Annotated in this window: 20 protein-coding genes and 1 other annotated feature; of the genes, 12 read left to right on the forward strand and 8 right to left on the reverse strand. The window is 40.1% G+C overall.

Annotated features, from left to right (window positions below; genetic code table 11):
* Positions 1-11: 11 nt before the first annotated feature.
* Complete coding sequence (locus JOD03_RS00595) at positions 12-1835, forward strand: oligopeptide ABC transporter substrate-binding protein (RefSeq protein ID WP_204588880.1); 1824 nt, start codon at positions 12-14, stop codon at positions 1833-1835.
* Positions 1836-2077: 242 nt separating this feature from the next.
* On the opposite strand, the gene trpS is transcribed toward JOD03_RS00595, so the two are convergent.
* Positions 2078-3067, reverse strand: a complete 990-nt coding sequence (gene trpS / locus JOD03_RS00600; RefSeq protein WP_204588881.1) for a tryptophan--tRNA ligase — start codon at positions 3065-3067, stop codon at positions 2078-2080.
* 47 nt (positions 3068-3114) lie between these two features.
* Positions 3115-3317 (reverse strand) — a binding site (T-box leader).
* Positions 3318-3424: 107 nt separating this feature from the next.
* Between trpS and JOD03_RS00605 the strand changes: the two genes are divergently transcribed.
* The 5 genes from JOD03_RS00605 (at position 3425) to pepF (ending at position 9242) form a co-directional block, all read left to right on the forward strand.
* Positions 3425-4633 (forward strand): putative glycoside hydrolase, encoded by a 1209-nt coding sequence (locus JOD03_RS00605; protein ID WP_239584739.1) that lies wholly within the window; start codon positions 3425-3427, stop codon positions 4631-4633.
* A gap of 408 nt (positions 4634-5041) precedes the next feature.
* Entirely contained in the window at positions 5042-5437 is a 396-nt protein-coding gene (spxA, locus tag JOD03_RS00610) for a transcriptional regulator SpxA (RefSeq protein WP_133079788.1), read from the forward strand.
* 143 nt (positions 5438-5580) lie between these two features.
* On the forward strand, positions 5581-6213 hold the full coding sequence (gene mecA / locus JOD03_RS00615; RefSeq protein WP_204588882.1) for an adaptor protein MecA: 633 nt from the start codon (positions 5581-5583) through the stop codon (positions 6211-6213).
* Between the two features lie 69 nt (positions 6214-6282).
* Positions 6283-7395, forward strand: coding sequence for a competence protein CoiA (locus JOD03_RS00620; RefSeq protein WP_204588883.1), 1113 nt, complete (start codon positions 6283-6285; stop codon positions 7393-7395).
* Between the two features lie 35 nt (positions 7396-7430).
* The gene (gene pepF / locus JOD03_RS00625; protein WP_204588884.1) at positions 7431-9242 is read left to right on the forward strand and encodes an oligoendopeptidase F; all 1812 of its coding nucleotides are present in this window, start codon (positions 7431-7433) and stop codon (positions 9240-9242) included.
* A gap of 215 nt (positions 9243-9457) precedes the next feature.
* On the opposite strand, the gene JOD03_RS00630 is transcribed toward pepF, so the two are convergent.
* The 3 genes from JOD03_RS00630 to JOD03_RS00640 form a co-directional block, all read right to left on the reverse strand.
* Positions 9458-10270: a DsbA family protein gene (locus tag JOD03_RS00630; protein WP_338032413.1), complete on the reverse strand. Its 813-nt coding sequence runs from the start codon at positions 10268-10270 to the stop codon at positions 9458-9460.
* Entirely contained in the window at positions 10267-10665 is a 399-nt protein-coding gene (locus tag JOD03_RS00635; protein WP_204588885.1) for a globin domain-containing protein, read from the reverse strand. The genes JOD03_RS00630 and JOD03_RS00635 overlap by 4 nt, the downstream gene beginning before the upstream one ends.
* 65 nt (positions 10666-10730) lie before the next feature.
* Positions 10731-11279 (reverse strand): CYTH domain-containing protein, encoded by a 549-nt coding sequence (locus JOD03_RS00640; protein WP_204588886.1) that lies wholly within the window; start codon positions 11277-11279, stop codon positions 10731-10733.
* A gap of 84 nt (positions 11280-11363) precedes the next feature.
* Here JOD03_RS00640 and JOD03_RS00645 point away from each other — a divergent pair, with 84 nt between their 5' ends.
* The 5 genes from JOD03_RS00645 to mgtE are packed head-to-tail and all read left to right on the forward strand — an operon-like array spanning position 11364 to position 15502.
* The gene (locus tag JOD03_RS00645) at positions 11364-11744 is read left to right on the forward strand and encodes a UPF0738 family protein (protein WP_204588887.1); all 381 of its coding nucleotides are present in this window, start codon (positions 11364-11366) and stop codon (positions 11742-11744) included.
* 15 nt (positions 11745-11759) lie between these two features.
* Positions 11760-12431 carry a GTP diphosphokinase gene (gene yjbM / locus JOD03_RS00650; protein ID WP_204588888.1) on the forward strand — a complete coding sequence of 224 codons (672 nt, stop codon included), beginning with the start codon at positions 11760-11762 and terminating at the stop codon, positions 12429-12431.
* Positions 12428-13234 carry an NAD kinase gene (locus tag JOD03_RS00655; RefSeq protein ID WP_204588889.1) on the forward strand — a complete coding sequence of 269 codons (807 nt, stop codon included), beginning with the start codon at positions 12428-12430 and terminating at the stop codon, positions 13232-13234. The genes yjbM and JOD03_RS00655 overlap by 4 nt, the downstream gene beginning before the upstream one ends.
* Positions 13224-14135, forward strand: coding sequence for an RluA family pseudouridine synthase (locus JOD03_RS00660; RefSeq protein WP_239584740.1), 912 nt, complete (start codon positions 13224-13226; stop codon positions 14133-14135). Before JOD03_RS00655 ends, JOD03_RS00660 begins: the two co-directional genes overlap by 11 nt.
* Positions 14132-15502 (forward strand): magnesium transporter, encoded by a 1371-nt coding sequence (gene mgtE, locus JOD03_RS00665; RefSeq protein WP_204588891.1) that lies wholly within the window; start codon positions 14132-14134, stop codon positions 15500-15502. The genes JOD03_RS00660 and mgtE overlap by 4 nt, the downstream gene beginning before the upstream one ends.
* Before the next feature lie 432 nt (positions 15503-15934).
* On the opposite strand, the gene JOD03_RS00670 is transcribed toward mgtE, so the two are convergent.
* The 3 genes from JOD03_RS00670 to JOD03_RS00680 are packed head-to-tail and all read right to left on the reverse strand — an operon-like array spanning position 15935 to position 17655.
* The gene (locus tag JOD03_RS00670; protein ID WP_204588892.1) at positions 15935-16366 is read right to left on the reverse strand and encodes a GNAT family N-acetyltransferase; all 432 of its coding nucleotides are present in this window, start codon (positions 16364-16366) and stop codon (positions 15935-15937) included.
* Positions 16367-16369: 3 nt separating this feature from the next.
* On the reverse strand, positions 16370-16882 hold the full coding sequence (locus JOD03_RS00675; RefSeq protein WP_204588893.1) for a 2'-5' RNA ligase family protein: 513 nt from the start codon (positions 16880-16882) through the stop codon (positions 16370-16372).
* Between the two features lie 53 nt (positions 16883-16935).
* Complete coding sequence (locus JOD03_RS00680; protein ID WP_204588894.1) at positions 16936-17655, reverse strand: alpha/beta hydrolase; 720 nt, start codon at positions 17653-17655, stop codon at positions 16936-16938.
* An 87-nt stretch (positions 17656-17742) separates the two neighbouring features.
* Between JOD03_RS00680 and JOD03_RS00685 the strand changes: the two genes are divergently transcribed.
* Entirely contained in the window at positions 17743-18333 is a 591-nt protein-coding gene (locus JOD03_RS00685) for a phosphatidylglycerophosphatase A family protein (RefSeq protein ID WP_204588895.1), read from the forward strand.
* Positions 18334-18771: 438 nt separating this feature from the next.
* Here the strand turns inward: JOD03_RS00685 and JOD03_RS00690 are convergent, their stop codons facing one another.
* Positions 18772-19461: a thermonuclease family protein gene (locus JOD03_RS00690; protein WP_204588896.1), complete on the reverse strand. Its 690-nt coding sequence runs from the start codon at positions 19459-19461 to the stop codon at positions 18772-18774.
* Between the last annotated feature and the right edge of the window lie 12 nt (positions 19462-19473).

Raw genomic sequence — 19473 nt, forward strand, 5'->3', positions numbered from 1 at the left:
GAGGAAAACGAATGAATAAGAAGCTTTTAGCTATACTTGCGTTGCTAGTTGCATTCATGTTGTTCTTAGCAGCATGTAACAACGAAGAAGAAGCAACTCCAAGCGAAGAGCCAGGTACTTCTGAAGAAGGTACTGAAGAAGGCACTGAAGAGGGCGCAGAATCTACTGAAGATTTATTCCCAACTGTACTTGAAAACGAAGGTGACGCAATTGAAGGTGGAACTTTAAAGGTTGCATTAGTAAATGATTCACCATTCCAAGGAATCTTCTCTTATACATTATATGAAGATGCATATGATGCAGATATTCTTTCTTGGTCAAGTAACTCACTTTTCAAAACTGATGGTGACTTCTTATTGACAAACGATGGAATTGCTTCTATCGAAGTTGATGGAGACAACAACAAAGCAACAATCACAATCAATCAAGATACATTATGGTCTGATGGCGAACCGTTAAAAGCTGAAGACATCGTGCAACCATACTTGATCATCGGTCACCCAGATTATGCTGGTGTACGTTACGATGCTGATTTCCAAAATATCGTAGGTGCTGTTGAGTACAATGCTGGTGAAGCTGATACAATCTCTGGTATTACAATCGTTGACGAGAAAACTGTAGAAATTCAATTCAACAAAGTATCTCCAGCTATCTACTCAGGTGGAGATGGTCTTTGGACATACGCAGAGCCAAGCCACATCGTTGGTGATATTCCTGTAGCAGAGCTTTTAGAGTCTGAAGCAGTTCGCGTAAACCCAGTTACACTTGGTGCATTCAAATTTGATCGCATCGTACCTGGTGAGTCTGTATCATTCGTCCGTAACGAAAATTACTGGGCTGGCGAAGCGAAGTTAGATGGCGTTGTCATCCAAACTGTACCATCAGCATCTGCTGCAAAAGCAATGGAGACTGGTGAGTATGACTTAGCTATGTCATTCCCAACAAGTGCTTATGAAAATGTAAAAGACCTTGAAAACATTACTCTTCTTGGTCGTGAAGAACTTTACTACTCGTACCTTGGTTTCAAGCTTGGGAAATTCAACTACGATACAAACTTAGTTGAAACTGATATTGAAGGTTCAAAAATGGGTGACATAGAGCTTCGTAAAGCTATGGGTTACGCATTAGATATCGAACAAGTATCTGAAGTATTCTACTTCGGTCTTCGTGAGCGTGCGAATTCTCTAATTCCACCAGTATTTGCTTCATTCCACGATCCATCACTTGAAGGATACGTGTATGACCCAGAAATGGCGAACCAAATTCTTGATGACGCTGGTTACGAAGACGTAGACGGCGACGGACTACGTGAAGATCCAAACGGTGAAAAACTTGAAATCATGTTAGCAGCTATGTCTGGTGACGAGACTCAAGAACAAGTAATCAACTACTACCTACAAAACTGGCAAGAAGTTGGTCTTGATGTGCAACTTGCAACTGGTCGTCTAATCGAGTTCAACACATTCTACGACAAAGTACAAGCTGACGATCCAGAAATCGATATCTTCATGGGTGCATGGGGTACTGGTACAAACCCATCTCCATCAGGATTATATTCTGAAACTGCAGTTTACAACTTCAGCCGTTATACGTCTGAAGAGCTAGAAGGCTTACTACAAGCTATCGACTCTGTAGAAGCTCTTGATGCTGATTTCCGTGCAAGTAAATTCCGTGAGTGGCAAGAATACATGCATGAAGTTTCTGCTGTAATCCCAATGCAGTTCCGATATGAGTTACTTCCAATTAACGATCGCGTTAAAAACTATGACTTCAGCTATGAAACAGATTTCGATTTAATCGACATCGAACTTACTGCTGATGCTCCAGTGAAATAATTCACGCCAAGGCCCTTTACAGATTCTTCTGTAAAGGGTCTTTTTTTCATATAGTGAAAGGAAAGGGGAATACTATGTGGTTTTTTCTGTTTTGTAGTTGTTATTTCATAGGGGTATTTCTTCTTGCACAGCTTCTTCTAATGACAAATTACATAACGATAGGATTAAAAAAACAGCTTGTTCTCGAAATGATTTTTTATCACTTGAGTTCAAGCTGCTTATCGGTTGTCTTCTATTTATACTTATACTCTCATTCGCCCTAAGCCCATCGCATTCTCCATCTCCCGAAGAGTAGCGATAGCAATACGATTAGCCTTTTCAGCACCTTTATCTAAAATTTCATCAAGTTCAGTTGACTCAATAAGTGCGTGGTAGCGCTCTTGAATCGGTGCAAGATGATCTATGACTACTTTCGCAACACCTGCTTTAAATTCTCCGTACTGGCTGTCTTGATACTTTTCTACGACCTGGTCAATTGATGTACCAGAGAGAGATGCCTCAATTGCTAGTAAGTTTGACACTCCTGGTTTGTTTTCTACGTCATAATATACTTTGCCTTCAGAATCTGTTACAGCACTCTTAATCTTTTTCTCAATTTGCTTAGGTGTATCCAGTAACCGCATAGTAGCTTTCTGATTTTCATCCGATTTACTCATCTTCCGAGTGGGTTCTTGTAGTGATTTAATTCGTGCACCATGTTTAGGTAACTGAATTTCAGGTAATTTTAGCACTTTTTTATACCGTTTATTGAATCTCTCTGCAAGATCCCGTGTCAACTCGATGTGTTGTTTTTGGTCATCACCAACGGGAACTATATCTGTCTTATACAATAAGATATCTGCTGCCATCAGTGGTGGGTATGTTAACAAAGATGCAGAGACAGCTTCTTTACCTGCTGACTTGTCTTTAAATTGTGTCATGCGCTCAAGTTCACCGATGCTTGAGATGCATTGCATGATCCAACCAGCTTGCGCGTGCGCTGGTACCTCTGATTGAATAAATAAAGTCACTTTGTCTGGGTCAAGTCCAACAGCCAAATAAAGGGCAGCTAGTGAGCGTATATTGTCTCTTAATTCTTTAGGATCTTGTTGTACGGTTATGGCATGTTGGTCAACGACGCAAAAGATACAGTCATATTCATTTTGCAAGTCAATAAACTGTCGGAACGCGCCGATGTAATTCCCTAATGTTACAGTTCCGGTTGGTTGTACTCCTGAAAAAATTCGTTTCATACTGATTCGCTCCTTTTTTTCCATAAATAAAAGCACCATTCTCCCTAAATAGGGACGAATGATGCTTAAATCCGCGGTACCACCCAAATTACCATAGAGATTCTATGGTCGCTTTGTCACTGCTAACGGGGTGAACCGGATTATACATCAGCTCTGAAGCCCATTCGTTTAGTCTAAACAGCTGCTCACACCACCCACAGCCTCTCTGAAGTTTAGGATCTAAAGTACTCTTCTTCATCATCGCATAGTTATTTGACAAAAGTATAGCTTACTTCGAACAGTCATGCAATGTCTATATTCAGTCTTTTCACACAGTAAAACAATTGGTACACTTAACATAGAAAGGAAGATGTATACATGAGATCGTATCGAATGATAGCTCTTGCGACCAGTGTTCTATTAACAACTAGCCTTTTAGCACCGTCATCCACGTTTGCTGAGGATGAAAGAGAACCTTTCATGGGAAAACAATTTACATATTCAACGATTGATGAAGAAGTTTTAGAAGCTTCTGCGTTATTTCGATTTTCATCAGGTTTAACTTTTGACTATCCAGATGCTGTTCGAGGAATTTATGTCACAGGCCACTCAGCAGGTGGAGAACGCTTTTCACGTCTTGTTGACCTTCTTGACTCAACAGACCTTAACGCGATGGTGATTGATGTCAAAGATGATTTTGGCAATTTAACGTACATACCAGAAGAAGATAGCCCACTCGCTGCCTACGACATTGGAAAACCGTTTGTGAAGGATATGAGAGGCGTTCTTGAAATTATGGAAGAGAAGCAAATCTATCCGATTGCACGAGTAGTAGTATTCAAAGATACGGAACTTGCAGAACGTAAACCGGAATGGTCATTCCAAGAAGGTTCGTCTGTATGGAAGAATCGCCGTGGGGAAGCGTTTGTAAACCCATTCTTACAAGAAGTATGGGATTATAATGTGGAAATAGCGATTGAAGCTGCTGAGATGGGGTATAAAGAAATTCAATTTGATTATGTTCGTTTTCCAGAGGGGTTTGAGAATCGTTGGGAAAGTTTGAACTATTCTCAAGGAGATTATGCTACATCTGGTTTAGATGACGTTCAGAGCAGGGTACAAGCAGTAACCGACTTTGTTGCATATGCACGGGAGAAACTGAAGCCTTATGATGTAGAAGTTTCAGTAGATATATTTGGTTATTCTGCAACATTACCGGAAGCACCTGGAATCGGTCAAAATTTCTCTAAAATCTCCGATAACGTGGATGTTATTTCATCTATGATTTATCCAAGCCACTGGACATCGTATTTTGGGATTGCGAAACCAGATTTAGAGCCTTACCGTTTAGTGCAAGAGTATGCGAAAGTTGAAAATGCAAAACTTGCGGAATTAGAAAATCCTCCGACTTCAAGGCCATGGATCCAAGATTTCACCGCTTCGTATTTAGGTGCGGGGAATTATAAAGTGTATGGCAAACAGGAAGTGGAAGATCAAATTCGTGCATTGAACGAGGCAGGAATTGATGAATTTCTATTATGGAACGCAGGTAACTCGTATACACCTAATGTAGATTACACTCCATAGTAATGCGAAAAGAGTAAACAAATGCCAGTAGTGCTCTAGACTATCTAGAGTAACTGCTGGTTTTTCAAATTTATCAATCAATTATTTTATATTTTATGCAACCTTTTGTGTTAGTTATGCGTACTACTATATATAGAACAGCAATTTTCAATGGATCAGCTCTAAATGAGAATGATTTTTTCTATTTAGTAAGACGAATTATGTTTATAATTAGCTTATGCTGGGTAAACTGGTATTACACCTTGTAACTATGTATAGTCACAATTAGTACATAAAATTATTTTAAATTTAGGGTTTAAAATCAAAGAAAATTGATGTATACTAAAACTACAAGTTGTTATTTAGAGTTATTCTAATTTAAAGAATGTAACACACTTATAAATTTCTGAAAGGGCGTGTAATCAGATGATGGTGACCCTCTATACTTCTCCAAGCTGTACGTCTTGCCGCAAAGCAAAGGCATGGTTGGAGGAACATGAAATTCCGTATACAGAGCGCAATATTTTCTCCGAACCTTTAACGATAGCTGAGATTAAGGAGATTCTTCGAATGACTGAGGATGGAACAGACGAAATTATTTCGACACGTTCGAAAATCTTCCAAAAATTAAATGTTGATTTGGACAGTTTACCACTTCAACGCCTTTATGAGTTGATCAAAGATCATCCTGGACTTTTACGTCGTCCAATTATTATCGATGAGAAACGCTTACAGGTTGGCTATAATGAAGATGAAATCAGACGATTTTTACCACGCAAAGTGCGTGCTTATCAGTTGCTAGAAGCACAGCGCATGGTAAACTAATCAAAGATGGAAGGAGTTGATTGCTAGTCGATCAACTCCTTCTTTGTACCTTTTTCATCAAGCGGAACACTTTCAATTCAAAGCTATTCGTCATACAATAGAAATAAGCAGGACGCGGTTGAACCAGAGAGGAGATGTGTAGAATGAATTACGAACGTATTAATGACACTACTTTGAAAATTTACATTTCATACATCGACATTGAAGAACGTGGATTCAACCCAGATGAGATTTGGTTTAGCAGAGAGAAAAGTGAACAACTTTTCTGGGAAATGATGGATGAAGTTGAAGAAATCAATCCTTTTGATTTTGAAGGTCCATTATGGATTCAAGTACATGCTGTAGATAAAGGTATTGAAGTCGTCGTTACAAAACCAGATATTGCACAAGACGGTAAACCGGCAGATTATCCAGCACCCCTTGCAAAATTGATGGGTGAGTCAGAAAACCTATTTGATCAGGATTTACTTTCTGATGAAGAGCTTTATGATAAGGGACAATCCGTACTCTATCGATTCGCAGAATTTGATGATCTACTCCCACTAGCAAGACGCTTACAAGATGAACTATTGTCTTCAAAGTTATTTTTCTATGAAGGGCACTACTATTTGGCATTAACTTTCAATGAAGATGATGTGGATGAATACAAATTAAATCTTGAAAGCATTGTAGTCGAATATGCTTCAGTTGCATCTGTAACAATTCATGTTCTAGAAGAATATGCTAAAACGATTTTAGAAGAAGACGTATTCAAGCAACTATCCAAACACTTTTAACCTCCTTTTTAGGAGGTTTTTTCTTTTGGATGTGCTATAGTGTGAGCAGTACATGAAAGGAGAGGATTTATGTTTACTGCAATCACTTCAGAAGGCTCAATTATATGCCTTTATGAAATGTCGCAACAAGCTATTCATCAGCTACCAAGGAGAGAGTATTATTGCCCGGAGTGTGAGCAGCGCCTAACATTAAAAAGAGGATCGGTAAAAGTCGCACACTTTGCACATGATGTATCATGCACGAACAGTGCTGCTTCACAACGTGAAACTCAAAATCACCTCACAGGTAAGTCCCTTATTTATTCTGCATTACGCACCCATTTTCATGACGTCCACCTTGAATTCTACATCCCTACAATTGTTCAACGAGCAGATGTCTGTCTACAATCTCCAATCCCCATGATCTTTGAATTCCAGTGTAGTAAAATCTCAGCTGAACAATTACAATTGCGCACAGCAGGGTATCTTTCGCTTGGCTATCAGTGCCGATGGATTTTACACGCAGATTTTCTTCCCAAAAACCTCACAGATTTCTCCTACGTTAAACTCTCAAAATTTCTTCAAGCCGGCATTTTTACACACATGAATGGAAGTAAATCGATAACGTTTCTTTGTGTAAAAACCGCCACACTTCATCAACTAATTTTGTATGAATTCTATACAGGAGACTATGCTGTTTGTGAACGGATAGAACTCCAAGGGAATTCCCCGCTTTCTTATATTAGTCAACCAAAGGTGATACAACCAAAACCTCAAAAAGTACTCTATTTGTTAAAAAAGAATTATGAAAAGATGAGAAGGGAGGCATTCTTATTTTCGTTTTCAAAAGATAAACGTTTTCATTTCTTGATCACCAAATGGAGAAAAACAGAAGCAACTTTCCCTACTTATATTGGTCTCCCATGTATGCTTCCTCATTCACTTGGACCAGATATCTACTGGCAGTTTGCGTATGTCAATTTCTTAGTGACATGTAGAGAGGGAACAGCTGATGATTTTTTATTTAGTTTATCTGATCACACGTTGCACACGACAAGGAATCTTCAATTAATAGAAACCTATTCATCCTTTCTAAAAGCAAATCATTTGCCACACCGGCCATTTTCTAAATCATCCAGTAAAACCTGCTATATTTCGCAATGGTATAGTTTTCAGATAGTTGCAAAACGTTCAAAAGATTGAGAAAATAGGAAAGTATGCTAAGGAGGGAACAGCAAATGTCAGAATCAAACGTTTTACTTAGAAAAGATGTCCCTGTTGAAAAAACATGGAAACTTGAAGATATTTTTGCAACAAACGAAGAGTGGGAAGCCGAATATAAAGCAGTATCTACTTTGGCTGAAAAAGCTACGTCTTTCCAAGGGACGCTTAGTGATGGAGCAGATAAACTATTCGATGCACTTACGTATCGAGACGAGTTATCTATGCGCTTACGCATCCTCTACACATACGCGCACATGCGTCATGATGAGGACACAGCAAACAACTCATCACAGGCTATGGAGAGCCGTATTAAATCGCTATATGTAAAAGTATTGACAGCACTCTCTTATTTTGTTCCTGAGCTTCTTGAATTGTCCGATGAAAAAGTGGCGCAGTATTTGCAAGAACACGAAGAGTTGCAGCTATACAAACAGCTACTTGATGAAATTGCAAAGCAACGTCCACATGTTTTATCGAAAGAACAAGAAGAGCTAGTTTCAAAATTTGCAGAAGTTAGTGCTGCCTCGGCAGATACTTTTGGGAAGCTAAACAATGCCGACCTCGAATTCCCAGTGGTCAAAGATGAAAACGGTAAGGAAGTTCAACTGACACATGGTCGCTACATGCGCTTTTTAGAAAGTAAAGATCAACGAGTGCGTGAAGAGGCGTTTAAAGCGATGTATGCCACTTATGGCCAGTTCAAAAATACATTTGCTTCAATCCTTTCAGGCAACATTAAAGGCGATAACGTTCAAGCGTCTATTCGAAATTATAAAAATGCTCGCGCTGCTGCTATGGCAAGTAATCATATTCCAGAGACTGTTTATGACAATTTAGTATCGACAATCAATGACAATGTGCATTTGTTGCACCGCTATGTAAAACTTCGCAAGCAAGTAATGGGGTTAGACGAGTTGCATATGTATGACCTGTTTGCACCTCTTGTAAAAGAAGTTGAAATGGAGTACAGCTATGAAGAAGCCGCACAAACGATGGTAGAGAGTTTTGCGCCACTTGGTGAGGACTATGTGTCTATCGTCAAACAAGGTCTTAAAGATCGCTGGGTGGACGTAGAAGAGACAAAAGGAAAGCGGTCTGGTGCATACTCATCAGGTGCATATGGGACGAACCCTTACATTTTGATGAACTGGCAAAATAACGTGAATAACCTGTTCACACTTGCGCATGAGTTTGGGCATAGCATGCATTCCTATTACTCACGTCAAGAGCAACCTTATGCATATGGAGATTATTCTATCTTTGTGGCAGAAGTGGCTTCTACAACTAATGAAGCACTATTGAATGATTACTTATTAAAGACAATAGATGATCCGAAGAAAAAGATTTACTTGTTGAACCACTGGTTGGAAGGATTCCGTGGGACAATCTTCCGTCAAACGATGTTTGCTGAATTCGAGCACCTTATCCATGAGTTGGATCAACAGGGCGTTCCGTTAACAGCGGAGAAACTGACAGAAGAGTATTATGCCCTTAACAAGAAATATTTTGGAGACGATATGGTGGTAGATGAAGAAATCGGCTTAGAATGGGCTAGAATTCCTCATTTCTACTACAACTATTATGTTTACCAGTACGCGACAGGCCTTAGTGCTGCAACTGCACTGAGCAAGCAAATTCTTGAAGAAGGCCAACCCGCAGTCGATCGTTATATCAATAACTTCTTAAAAGCTGGATCATCAGATTATCCAATTGAAGTATTAAAAGCTGCTGGAGTAGATATGACTAGTTCAAAAGCTGTTGAAGATGCATGTAAAGTATTTGAAGAAAAATTAAGTGAGCTTGAAAAATTGCTTGCAAATCAGTAAAAAAGAGACCCTTTCTACAAGAAAGGGTTTTCATTTTGACGATATTGTGAAATACCCTTCACATCGATTGAAATGTACGGACAACCATGATAAATTAAGGATGTGAAATAATTCACATAAAACATACACCCCTTTGTTTAACGTGAACATTTCTCCCATCCCCTTTGTAAGTAGAAAAAGACCTTGTCAACGGTAGGTTGAACAAGGTCTTTTTCCTATTTTAATGATTTCCACTTCGTAATACCTCCAACTACTACACGATCGACTTCACGTTGAAGATATTTCTTTTTCATCTCATATTCTACTTGTTTCTCATGCATATTGTAATATATAGCAATCTCTTTAGAAGATAGCGATATAAATTGGTCTAATAAGTTTTCTACTTCTGGAGGATCTTGTTTGGTAATAGAATCTCCTACAAGTTCCGATAAGATGTGCTCATAAATTTCATAGGAATAAGTGCCGGAAATTTTAATGCCTTCGTCTTCGATGTTTTCATTAAAGACAACAATGGATGGAAATTGATCGATTTCCATTTCACAAGAGATGGAAAGATCACTTTGAAACGATTTTGCACATTCAGTAGACCGAATATCTTGTAAAAATTCTTTTACATCAATTGCAGAGTCTTGTGCAATTCCTTTTAGCGTAGTTAGCGAATTTACATTTTGTCTGTATACAAAATAAGCTTCTTGTAAGTTCGATAAAAATCGGTTAGCTACACGTTTTCCCTGAAATTCTGCAGCTTTTACAGCAATGCTTGGAAGAACAGGATGTTCAATTTCCATGATTGGCTGGTCAGATTGGATAGGGGCCGTGCAAACATTTCCTGAATTCAGCTTCGATAGATTGGTGCTTAAAATCACACGAAGACTAAAATAATGACCATAATCAATTTGTAAACGTTTGAGCGTCAATTGAAAACGCCAGGAATCTGGGCACAAAGGATCGAGAAATGCATAAATTTCAAGCGGGCGTTGCATACAACTTGTAGCAGTCTGCTCGAAATTTGGCTGAGATTTTGTCACAGCACATCCTCCTTATCACTTGGTGTATTGACCATATGATGTGCAGTCAAAACGAGTCTCTTATAATATTGGTCACGAAAAGGTCCTTCAAGGCCGACATCATCCATTGCTCTCTCCATACACAGTAGCCATGCTTCAGCACGTTCAGGTGTAATCGGGAATGGATTGTGGCGCATACGCATCATAGGGTGTCCATGCTCGTTTGTATATAAATCTGGGCCACCAAGGTATTGGGTCATAAATTGTTTTTGTTTTCTTGCCGTCTCAGTCAGATCATCTGGAAAAATGGGTTTCAATAATGGATGTTGACCGACATATCCATAAAAAACATCAATCAGTTGAGACAATTTTTCAGCCCCAATTTGGTCATAGGGAAGTATCGGTTTGTTGGTCATTGGTGAAACTCCTTTTATTAGTACTGTCTGTCTATTCTACCAACCTAGTACTGTTTTCTCAAACATTAGACCCTAGTCATAGCTTCTTTCATGCGAACTAGCTTCTTTTTTGCAGGTCGATAAGGAATAGAATGTTCTTGTAAAAACGCATGAAATTCACGCTCTCCGTCTTGAATGACAGGCACTTCAAATTCAAGCTCATAATCGTGTGTATGTAGAAATTTGGAAAAGTCGACCATGATGACGCCACTCTTATAAGGCATTTCATGGCGCAGTGTCTCCATAGATCCGATTGATTGTAACGGTTCTGAAAATTGTTCGTGAAGATACGATAAGTCTCCTGTCTGCTTAAATTCTTCGTATTGCTTTTTAGATAGGGACCAGTTCTGTTCGAGTGTTTCGAGTTCAGTAGTTGGCGTTTTTACAGTTACTTCATACTGACCATTTTTTGTCCGGATACGGAGGCCCTTTTTTTGCTTTGAAAAGCTGCCGGTTGTTGTGTCCAAATAGTCATTGAATTGAGTGTAAGATGTGAACGAATAAGAGCTAAGTAAATGCGTATACTCCTGTTCCGTCAGCATCGTTTTAAATTCAATTTCGTTATGCATTTCCATTTGATCACCTCTTACAACCATTATACCGCTAGTTTCATAGAGTATGCTAAAATAAGCCTATAGTAAGCAGAAAGGGTGTTTGAATTGGAAACACTAAACGTATTAGCAGTTATGCATGAACAATCTAAATGGACAGTAACTACCGATTATTTAACTGCGAGCCATTCAGCAAGTGGGCGCATGATAACAGATACAGATCGTATGAGTTTTGTATACTTATTAGAAGCAGGGGACGAATACTGCTATTTGCACTTCGACCATAAAGACTGGGGAGCGCTAAGTTTAGTCAGCAAAGAACCCGCTCCTGTTTTTGTAACCAATGGAGAGTTTACAATAGAGCTCACTCACTTTTTTGAAGAGCTGACATCTCTCTTGTATTCAATTGAAGGAAATGAAAATTATGGTCATCGCTTTGTAGAGGAAGTTGAAAAGACATTTCAACAATTTTACGTACAACAAAACTAGAGGGGGGTGTGACGCGTGGGACAATGGGAGCAATTTCTAGACCCTTATAAACAAGCGGTTAATGAATTGAAGGTAAAATTAAAAGGAATACGCGCACATTATACGGTACATAATGCCACCTCACCAATCGAATTTGTGACAGGTCGCTTGAAACCGCTCGCAAGTATATATGACAAAACATTAGAAAAGCGCATCCCGTTTGTTCCGTCCGAGCAACTTGCGGCTGAGATCCCAGACATTGCAGGTGTTCGGTTAATGTGTCAATTCGTAGATGACATTGAACATGTTGTAGAATTGATTAGTAAACGACATGACATGCGAGTCGTAGAAGAACGGGATTATATTTCAAACAAAAAGCAAAGTGGGTACAGATCCTATCACCTGATTGTTGAATATCCTGTTCAAACAATGCATGGAGAACAAAAGATACTTGCAGAGATTCAAATTCGAACTCTTGCTATGAACTTTTGGGCATCTATAGAGCATTCATTAAACTACAAATACAAAGGGGACTTCCCTGAAAATATAAAAAGTCGTCTTCAATCGGCAGCAGAAGCGGCATTTCGATTAGATGAAGAAATGTCCTTGATACGAAATGAAATTCAAGAGGCGCAAGTTTACTTTACAGAATACAAAGAACAGTCCACGCTAGGCTGGAAAGAGCGGAAGAGGGAGGAGTCAGAATGAAGTTTGCCATACAGTCAAGAGGCGACGCTTTGTCAAACGAACTACGTGACACGGCCATGCGCTACTTGAAAAGCTTTGAACTAGAGTATGATGAAAATCAACCAGATATCGTGTTATCCATTGGTGGAGATGGTACATTGCTTCACGCTTTCCATAAATACCGCTCTAGCTCATCACAAGTCGCCTTCGTTGGGCTTCACACAGGACATCTTGGCTTTTATGCAGATTGGAAGCCTACAGAAATTGAAAAGCTGGTTATCAGTATCGCAAAAGAAGAATTTAAATTTATCGAATACCCCCTTCTTGAAGTGACGGTCGACTACCAGTCCAGTGAAGACCCTGCCACGTATTTGGCATTAAACGAGTCCACTGTGAAATCACCAGATGTGACGCTAGTGATGGATGTGTTTTTAAACGAAATGCACTTTGAGACATTCCGCGGAGATGGTCTTTGTATGTCCACACCATCCGGTTCTACTGCATACAATAAAGCTTTAGGGGGAGCCATTGTGCATCCCTCTTTAGAAGCGATTCAGTTATCGGAAATTGCTTCGATTAACAACCGAGTGTTCCGTACAGTCGGCTCACCGCTCGTCTTGCCAAAACACCATACATGCACACTTAAACCAGTGAAAGCCGTTGATTTCATGGTGACTGTTGACCATCTTCAATTGCTTCATAAAGACGTATCTTCTATCAGTTACCGTGTGGCAGACGAGAAAGTACGTTTCGCCCGTTTCCGTCCTTTCCCGTTTTGGAAGAGAGTCCACGATTCCTTTATCGATGCGGATCATGAAGACTAATTTTAGCTATCAGTTCCTCCACGCAGGCGAAGATACCTACTTGCGGGAAGTAATAAAAATGCACGGCATTTCAAAACGTGCTTTGACTGCCATCAAATATAGTGGAGGAAAGCTAGTAGTGAATGGCGAAGAGAAAACAGTGCGAACAATCATCCGTGATGGTGATCAAATTGAAGTCATTTTCCCTGAAGAAGAGCTGAGCGACGGACTCATTCCGGTACAAAAAGAGCTTACCATTCTTTACGAGGATGATCACATTTTGATTGTAAACAAGCCATCCGGTTTACCCGCCATTCCTTCAAAAGATCATCCAAACGATTCACTGGCGAATCGTATTGCGGGGTATTACAAACAACAAAATTACAAAACTACAGTCCATATGGTCACTCGTCTAGATAAAGATACGACGGGTCTTGTGCTAATCGCCAAGCATCGTCATGCCCATCATCTGTTGAGTGAGGCAATGCAGCGTGGAGCTATTCAAAAACGCTATCGCGCAGTAGTGGAAGGAATTCCTATTCCACTTTCAGGAGAGATTACGGCTAAGATTGGGCGAGAAGATCACTCCATCATTAAGCGCTGTATTTCAGATGATGGAAAAACAGCACGTACAAGCTATGATTTCATTCGTACATTTCGAGTTGAAACTCAAGATTATGCGTATGTAGAACTCTATTTGTGGACCGGGAGAACGCACCAGATTCGCGTTCATATGGCCCATATTGGATGTCCTCTAGCTGGTGATGATTTGTATGGAGGGTCCCTACGGCTCATTCCGCGCCATGCTCTTCATGCTCACTCACTATCGTTTACACATCCAATAACGAGAACTGATTTCGTCATCGAATGTCCTCTGCCCGATGACTTTACCCACATACTCGAAAGGGGACATGTGTTATGAATGAAGAAACAAAAGAACAAGTGCTAGAACTTCAACAACAACGGCTACTCGATTACTTACAAAACGATCAGATTGATTTATTTCGCGATGAATTTATGGATTTGCACCCCTATGACCAATCTGTATTTTTTGATAAAGTCGATCCAGAAATTCGCAAACAAATTTTTCATTTTCTATCACCAGAAGAAGTAGCAGAAATTTTCGAGGCCAACAATTTTGATGATGACGACTATCAAGAGTTGCTTGAAGAGATGGAACCTTCCTATGCTGCTGACATGCTGTCTCACATGTATGCCGATAATGCCGTTGACGTGTTAAATGAACTGGATAAAGAGCAAGTTGTAAGCTATTTAAGTATGATGGATGCGGAATCCGCACAAGAAATTAAAGATTTACTCCACTACGATGAATATACGGCCGGTTCTATCATGACAACGGAATACGTTGCGATTCCTGAATCGTCTACCGTCCGATCGGCCATGACAATCTTACGAAGAGAAGCTCCAGACGCTGAGACGATTTATTACTTGTTCGTCGTGAATGATGACCATTTTTTAACGGGAGTTATTTCGCTACGTGATTTGATTATTTCAGATGAAGATACGTTAATCAAAGACATTGCCAACGAACGAGTTGTAAGTGTGCCGGTCACAGAAGACCAAGAAGAAGTCGCGCGAATGATGAAAGATTATGACTTCCTTGCACTACCAGTCGTCGATCATCGTGGTTACTTATTAGGAATTATCACAGTCGATGATATTATTGATGTTTTAGATGAAGAAGCATCGGATGACTACTCGAAGTTAGCGGCTGTTTCAGATATGGACACGTTTGATAAAAATCCATTACAAGCTGCCAAAAAACGCTTACCTTGGCTTATAATTCTTTTGTTTTTAGGGATGTTTACTGCAAATATTATCGGTATGTTTGAAGCGACTTTAGATCAAGTTGCCCTGCTTGCTGTTTTTATTCCATTAATTGCTGGAATGGCTGGTAATAGTGGGACACAAGCTCTGGCCGTTGCGGTTCGAGGTATTGCGACAGGTGATATTGAAGAACAATCAAAATTAAAGTTGTTATTCCGGGAAGCGGGGACTGGCTTGATTACGGGTGTAATCAGTGGAATTGTTGTCGTGTTGTTAGTGTATTTCTGGAAAGGGGATATTTTGATTGGGCTACTTGTAGGAGCAGCAATCTCATCTTCAATCTTAGTTGCTACAATCGCAGGCTCTTTTATTCCGCTGTTGATTCACCGCATGAAGATTGACCCAGCCGTTGCCTCTGGTCCATTCATTACAACAATCAATGATATTATTAGTATTTTAATATATTTGGGTCTAGCAACGACATTTATTCCAGGACTATAAAAAAAGGCTCCTGCGGGATCTCACGGCAGACTTTGATCCCACTGGAGTCAACCCCTCCATTCCACTCAACTTTACTTTAAGATGTGGAGCCGACTGTTCAGAAATAGTGCAAGATGACAGCGTGGCCCGTGAAGCGCTCTCTGCTTCATGGGTTGCGATGGCTTCTTGCGGGATTTCTAGGAGGCGCAACTCGATTTCTTTTTAGATGTGGAGAACGCCGGCATACACCAATTTGGGTGTATGCCGGTTTTTTGTTTGCGAACTGAGCGGTCGTTCTTCTACCGAAAACATACTTTCTTCTACCGAAACTGAGATTTATTCTACCCAAATCCATATTTGTTCTACCGAAGTTATATTATGGAAACTATTTTCAAATTTAGCACACAAAAAAGTAGGCGCTCACTCGAAATAACCGAGGAGTACCTACTTTTTTTAATCGATTTCTTTTATCATCGTTTTGTGGGGAATACCGGCATCCATAAATTCTGGAGATGAAATGGTATAGTGGCGTTTTTCATAGAAAGGAATCGCAGAAGTCTGAGAGTTCAACTTTAACTGACGGCACCCTTGCAATTTCGCTTCTTTTTCAATTTCATCCATTAGCGAATTCCCGATATGTTTCCCGCGATAGTCTGGCAATACGCATATGCGTTCAACTTTCGCGATAGCATCTGGTAATAAACGAAATCTACCTGCACCTATAGGGCGCAATTCATCATAAGCCACAAAATGAACAGCACTGTCTTCGAACTCATCTACTTCTAAATCCGGCGGAACAGCTTGCTCTTCGATAAAAACTGTTCTACGCACAGAAAGTGCATCTTCATAGTGTTTTTTTGACTGAACTTTGTGAGCAACAATCATGAATTATTCTCCACTTAAGCGGAAAGTTTCGTGAACCGTCCAAGAACCATCATCCAATTGATACAACAAATGAATTCGATCAATGACTTCTTCAAACTTTGCACCAATCATTTTAAGTTGTGGATAGATATCGTCATGTTCACTAGACGTCATTTTTTGAGCAATTGTAATATGAGGCACAAAAGCATATTGCTCAGAATCTTGGTAGTCCACTTCCGTTAATTTCTTATGCAACGATACTAATTCTTCCGTTGGTTCCACTTTGAAATAGATGGCGTTGGTTACAGGAGCGAAAGAGCTGATACCCGTAGTATTTAATTTAAATGGTTTTTGAGAAGCAGCCACCTTAGCCACTTTAGCTGCAATTGTTTTAATTTCTTGATCATCTGCTTCAAATACGCCTTTTAAAGTCATATGCGGTGTGATCAACGCATAATGTGGGTCATATCGCTTTCGATATGAATTCGCAAAATCTTGAACTGCTTTTGATGGAAATGCAACGATACCGAATTTCATAGTCGATCCCTCCATATCTTATGGTTCTTTTATTAGTATACCAAATAATTTGTCTATTTCGTATAATTCATCAAGATTGCCCGATTCATATCTTTTTGCCATGTCTTCCATGTATGTCCACCAGATTGTTCTTCATAACGATAGGTGAATCCTTTGTCTTCAAATAGTGTTGATAATTCGCGGTTGTCTTCTAAAAAGTTCTTTTCGACACCATCACCTGTAGCAACAGCTGTTTCATCAAGACCGATTACATGATCAATGCTGAAATGAGTCGCCGAAGTATTTTTCACAGTTTCTAAAACAGCATCGTTTACATAAGGAGAGTGCAGAATTACTTTTCCGAATGTATGGGGATATGAACATGCCGTCATTAAGGAGACCGTTGCTGCTAATGAATCACCAATTAATCCTCTACCCATGCCAATTTGATAGGTTGGAAACTGTTCATCCAAATAAGGTACAAGCTCCTGTGCCAGAAATCTCATGTAAGCTTTGTTTTGATCACCATTTGGATGGTATTTCGACCGTCGATCTTTTACGTTTTCATAAGGAACGCCTACAACAATCAAGTTTTCAATTTCTTCTTCATGCAATAATTCATCGACTACACGAGAAATACGGCCTAGCTGAAAGTAATCTTTCCCGTCTGAAGCTATCAATAGTGAATATTTATATAAAGGTGAATAAGTAGCTGGAAGATAGACTAGTAGCGACACTTCTTGTTGGAGTGCTTCGCTATATAGTGATCTTTCTTCGATTTTTCCTCTTTCCATCGTCTCACTCCATTCGTACGTTGTATTCAAATTGTATCAAATCCTCACAAAATAGTATAATGGATGAACAATTAGGAGGTTAGAATTATGGATTCAAATTCACAACGCACACGTGTCCATTCCGACACGGTCTACCAAGCAACGAAAGATGCATTAAATCGTCGAGGCGTGACAATTGAGGATATTGCGAAAATCGTCTATGAAATGCAACTCCCATATAATGATGGATTTACTATGGAACACTGCGAAGAATCGGTCAAATCGGTTTTAAAAAAGCGTGAAATGCAACATGCCATTTTAGTAGGGATTGAATTGGACGAACTAGCGGAAAAGAAAATGTTGTCTGAACCGCTACAATCAATCGTCGAAAGCGATGAAGGGTTGTTTGGAGTAGATGAAACGATTGCTCTAGGTTCTGTCTTCACATACGGAAGTATCGCTGTAACGACTTTCGGCCATTTGGATAAAAATAAAATTGGAATCATCTCTCAGCTTGATACAAAAGCAGGGGAGCAAGTTCACACATTTTTAGACGATTTAGCAGCAGGTGTAGCAGCAAGCGCGGCTTCTCGAATTGCACATAGAACGCGTGATCTTGAGGAACAAAATGAGACGTTCCGTGATATCACACCAGAAGAGACAGCGCCAGAATCAAAAATTGATGGGGCTACAACTTAGATTTAGATGTGGAGCCGACTGTTCAGAAATAGTGCAAAGTGAGACGTTGAGCTCCACTACGGGGCTGCTTTCCGTGGGCGCTGCGAGAGCTTCCTCGTCGCGGGCTCCTGCGGGATCTCACGACAGACTGGAATCCCACTGGAGTCAACCCCTCCATTCCACTCAACTTTACTTTAAGATGTGGAGCCGACTGTTCAGAAATAGTGTAAAGTGAGACGTTGAGCTCCACTACGGGGCTGCTTTCCGTGGGCGCTGCGAGAGCTTCCTCGTCGCGGGCTCCTGCGGGATCTCACGACAGACTGGAATCCCACTGGAGTCAACCCCTTCATTCCTCTCAACTTTACTTTTAGATATGGAGAGCGCAACTCTATAGTAAACCTAGATAAAAGGAGTTTCTCAAAATTCGAGAAACTCCTTTTTTGGATGTAATCCGCTAGTTTATTGTTGAGATTTTCGGAAACCAGCATCTCGGGCTTCTTGCTCAGAACAAAACCATTCTTCAGGATTCGTCTGTGAATAAAATCGTCCATCAGGCACATGATAGATTTTTTCACCTTGACGATTAATGTTTCCTTTAATCATGCATTCTGAACCTTGCTGGTCATAACTTGCTGCATCAAAACCACGATCCGTTACATAATAATCGTACTCCCAAATACCAATGCCTTGTTCTCTAGCTTCTTGTTGCTCTGCTTCAAGTGCATCTAAGTGTCGAGTGCTTGGCGGGTAGACATAGGCTACACGTGCTAGTCCGGCAGCAATTAAGGCATCTTGTACGCGCTCGCCATCTGCATACACATAGGCGAGCAGCCGCCCATAATCATCGTATTGATTCCCAATATCTAGCTCTATAGTCAGCTCTTTTCCCTCTAAGAGTTCCGCATTGAGCAACTTTGCTTCTTCACCAAAAGGCTGTTTTCCCAATCGAGGATGATTGGTTTCAGGGGTATCCACTAACAAATAACGTACCGTTTCTTCTTTACCATTCCATATAATGCGAATCGTATCTCCATCGACGACCTCTACCAGTTCCGCTGAGGATTGTTCGACTGGCTCATCAAAAAATGTGCACCCACTAACAAATAGGGTCACTAAGAGCAAAAAGCCATATTTCCAAATTAGTTTCATAGTTATCACCTG

The organism is Chryseomicrobium aureum (assembly GCF_016909155.1).
In the GTDB taxonomy this organism is placed as follows: domain Bacteria; phylum Bacillota; class Bacilli; order Bacillales_A; family Planococcaceae; genus Chryseomicrobium; species Chryseomicrobium aureum.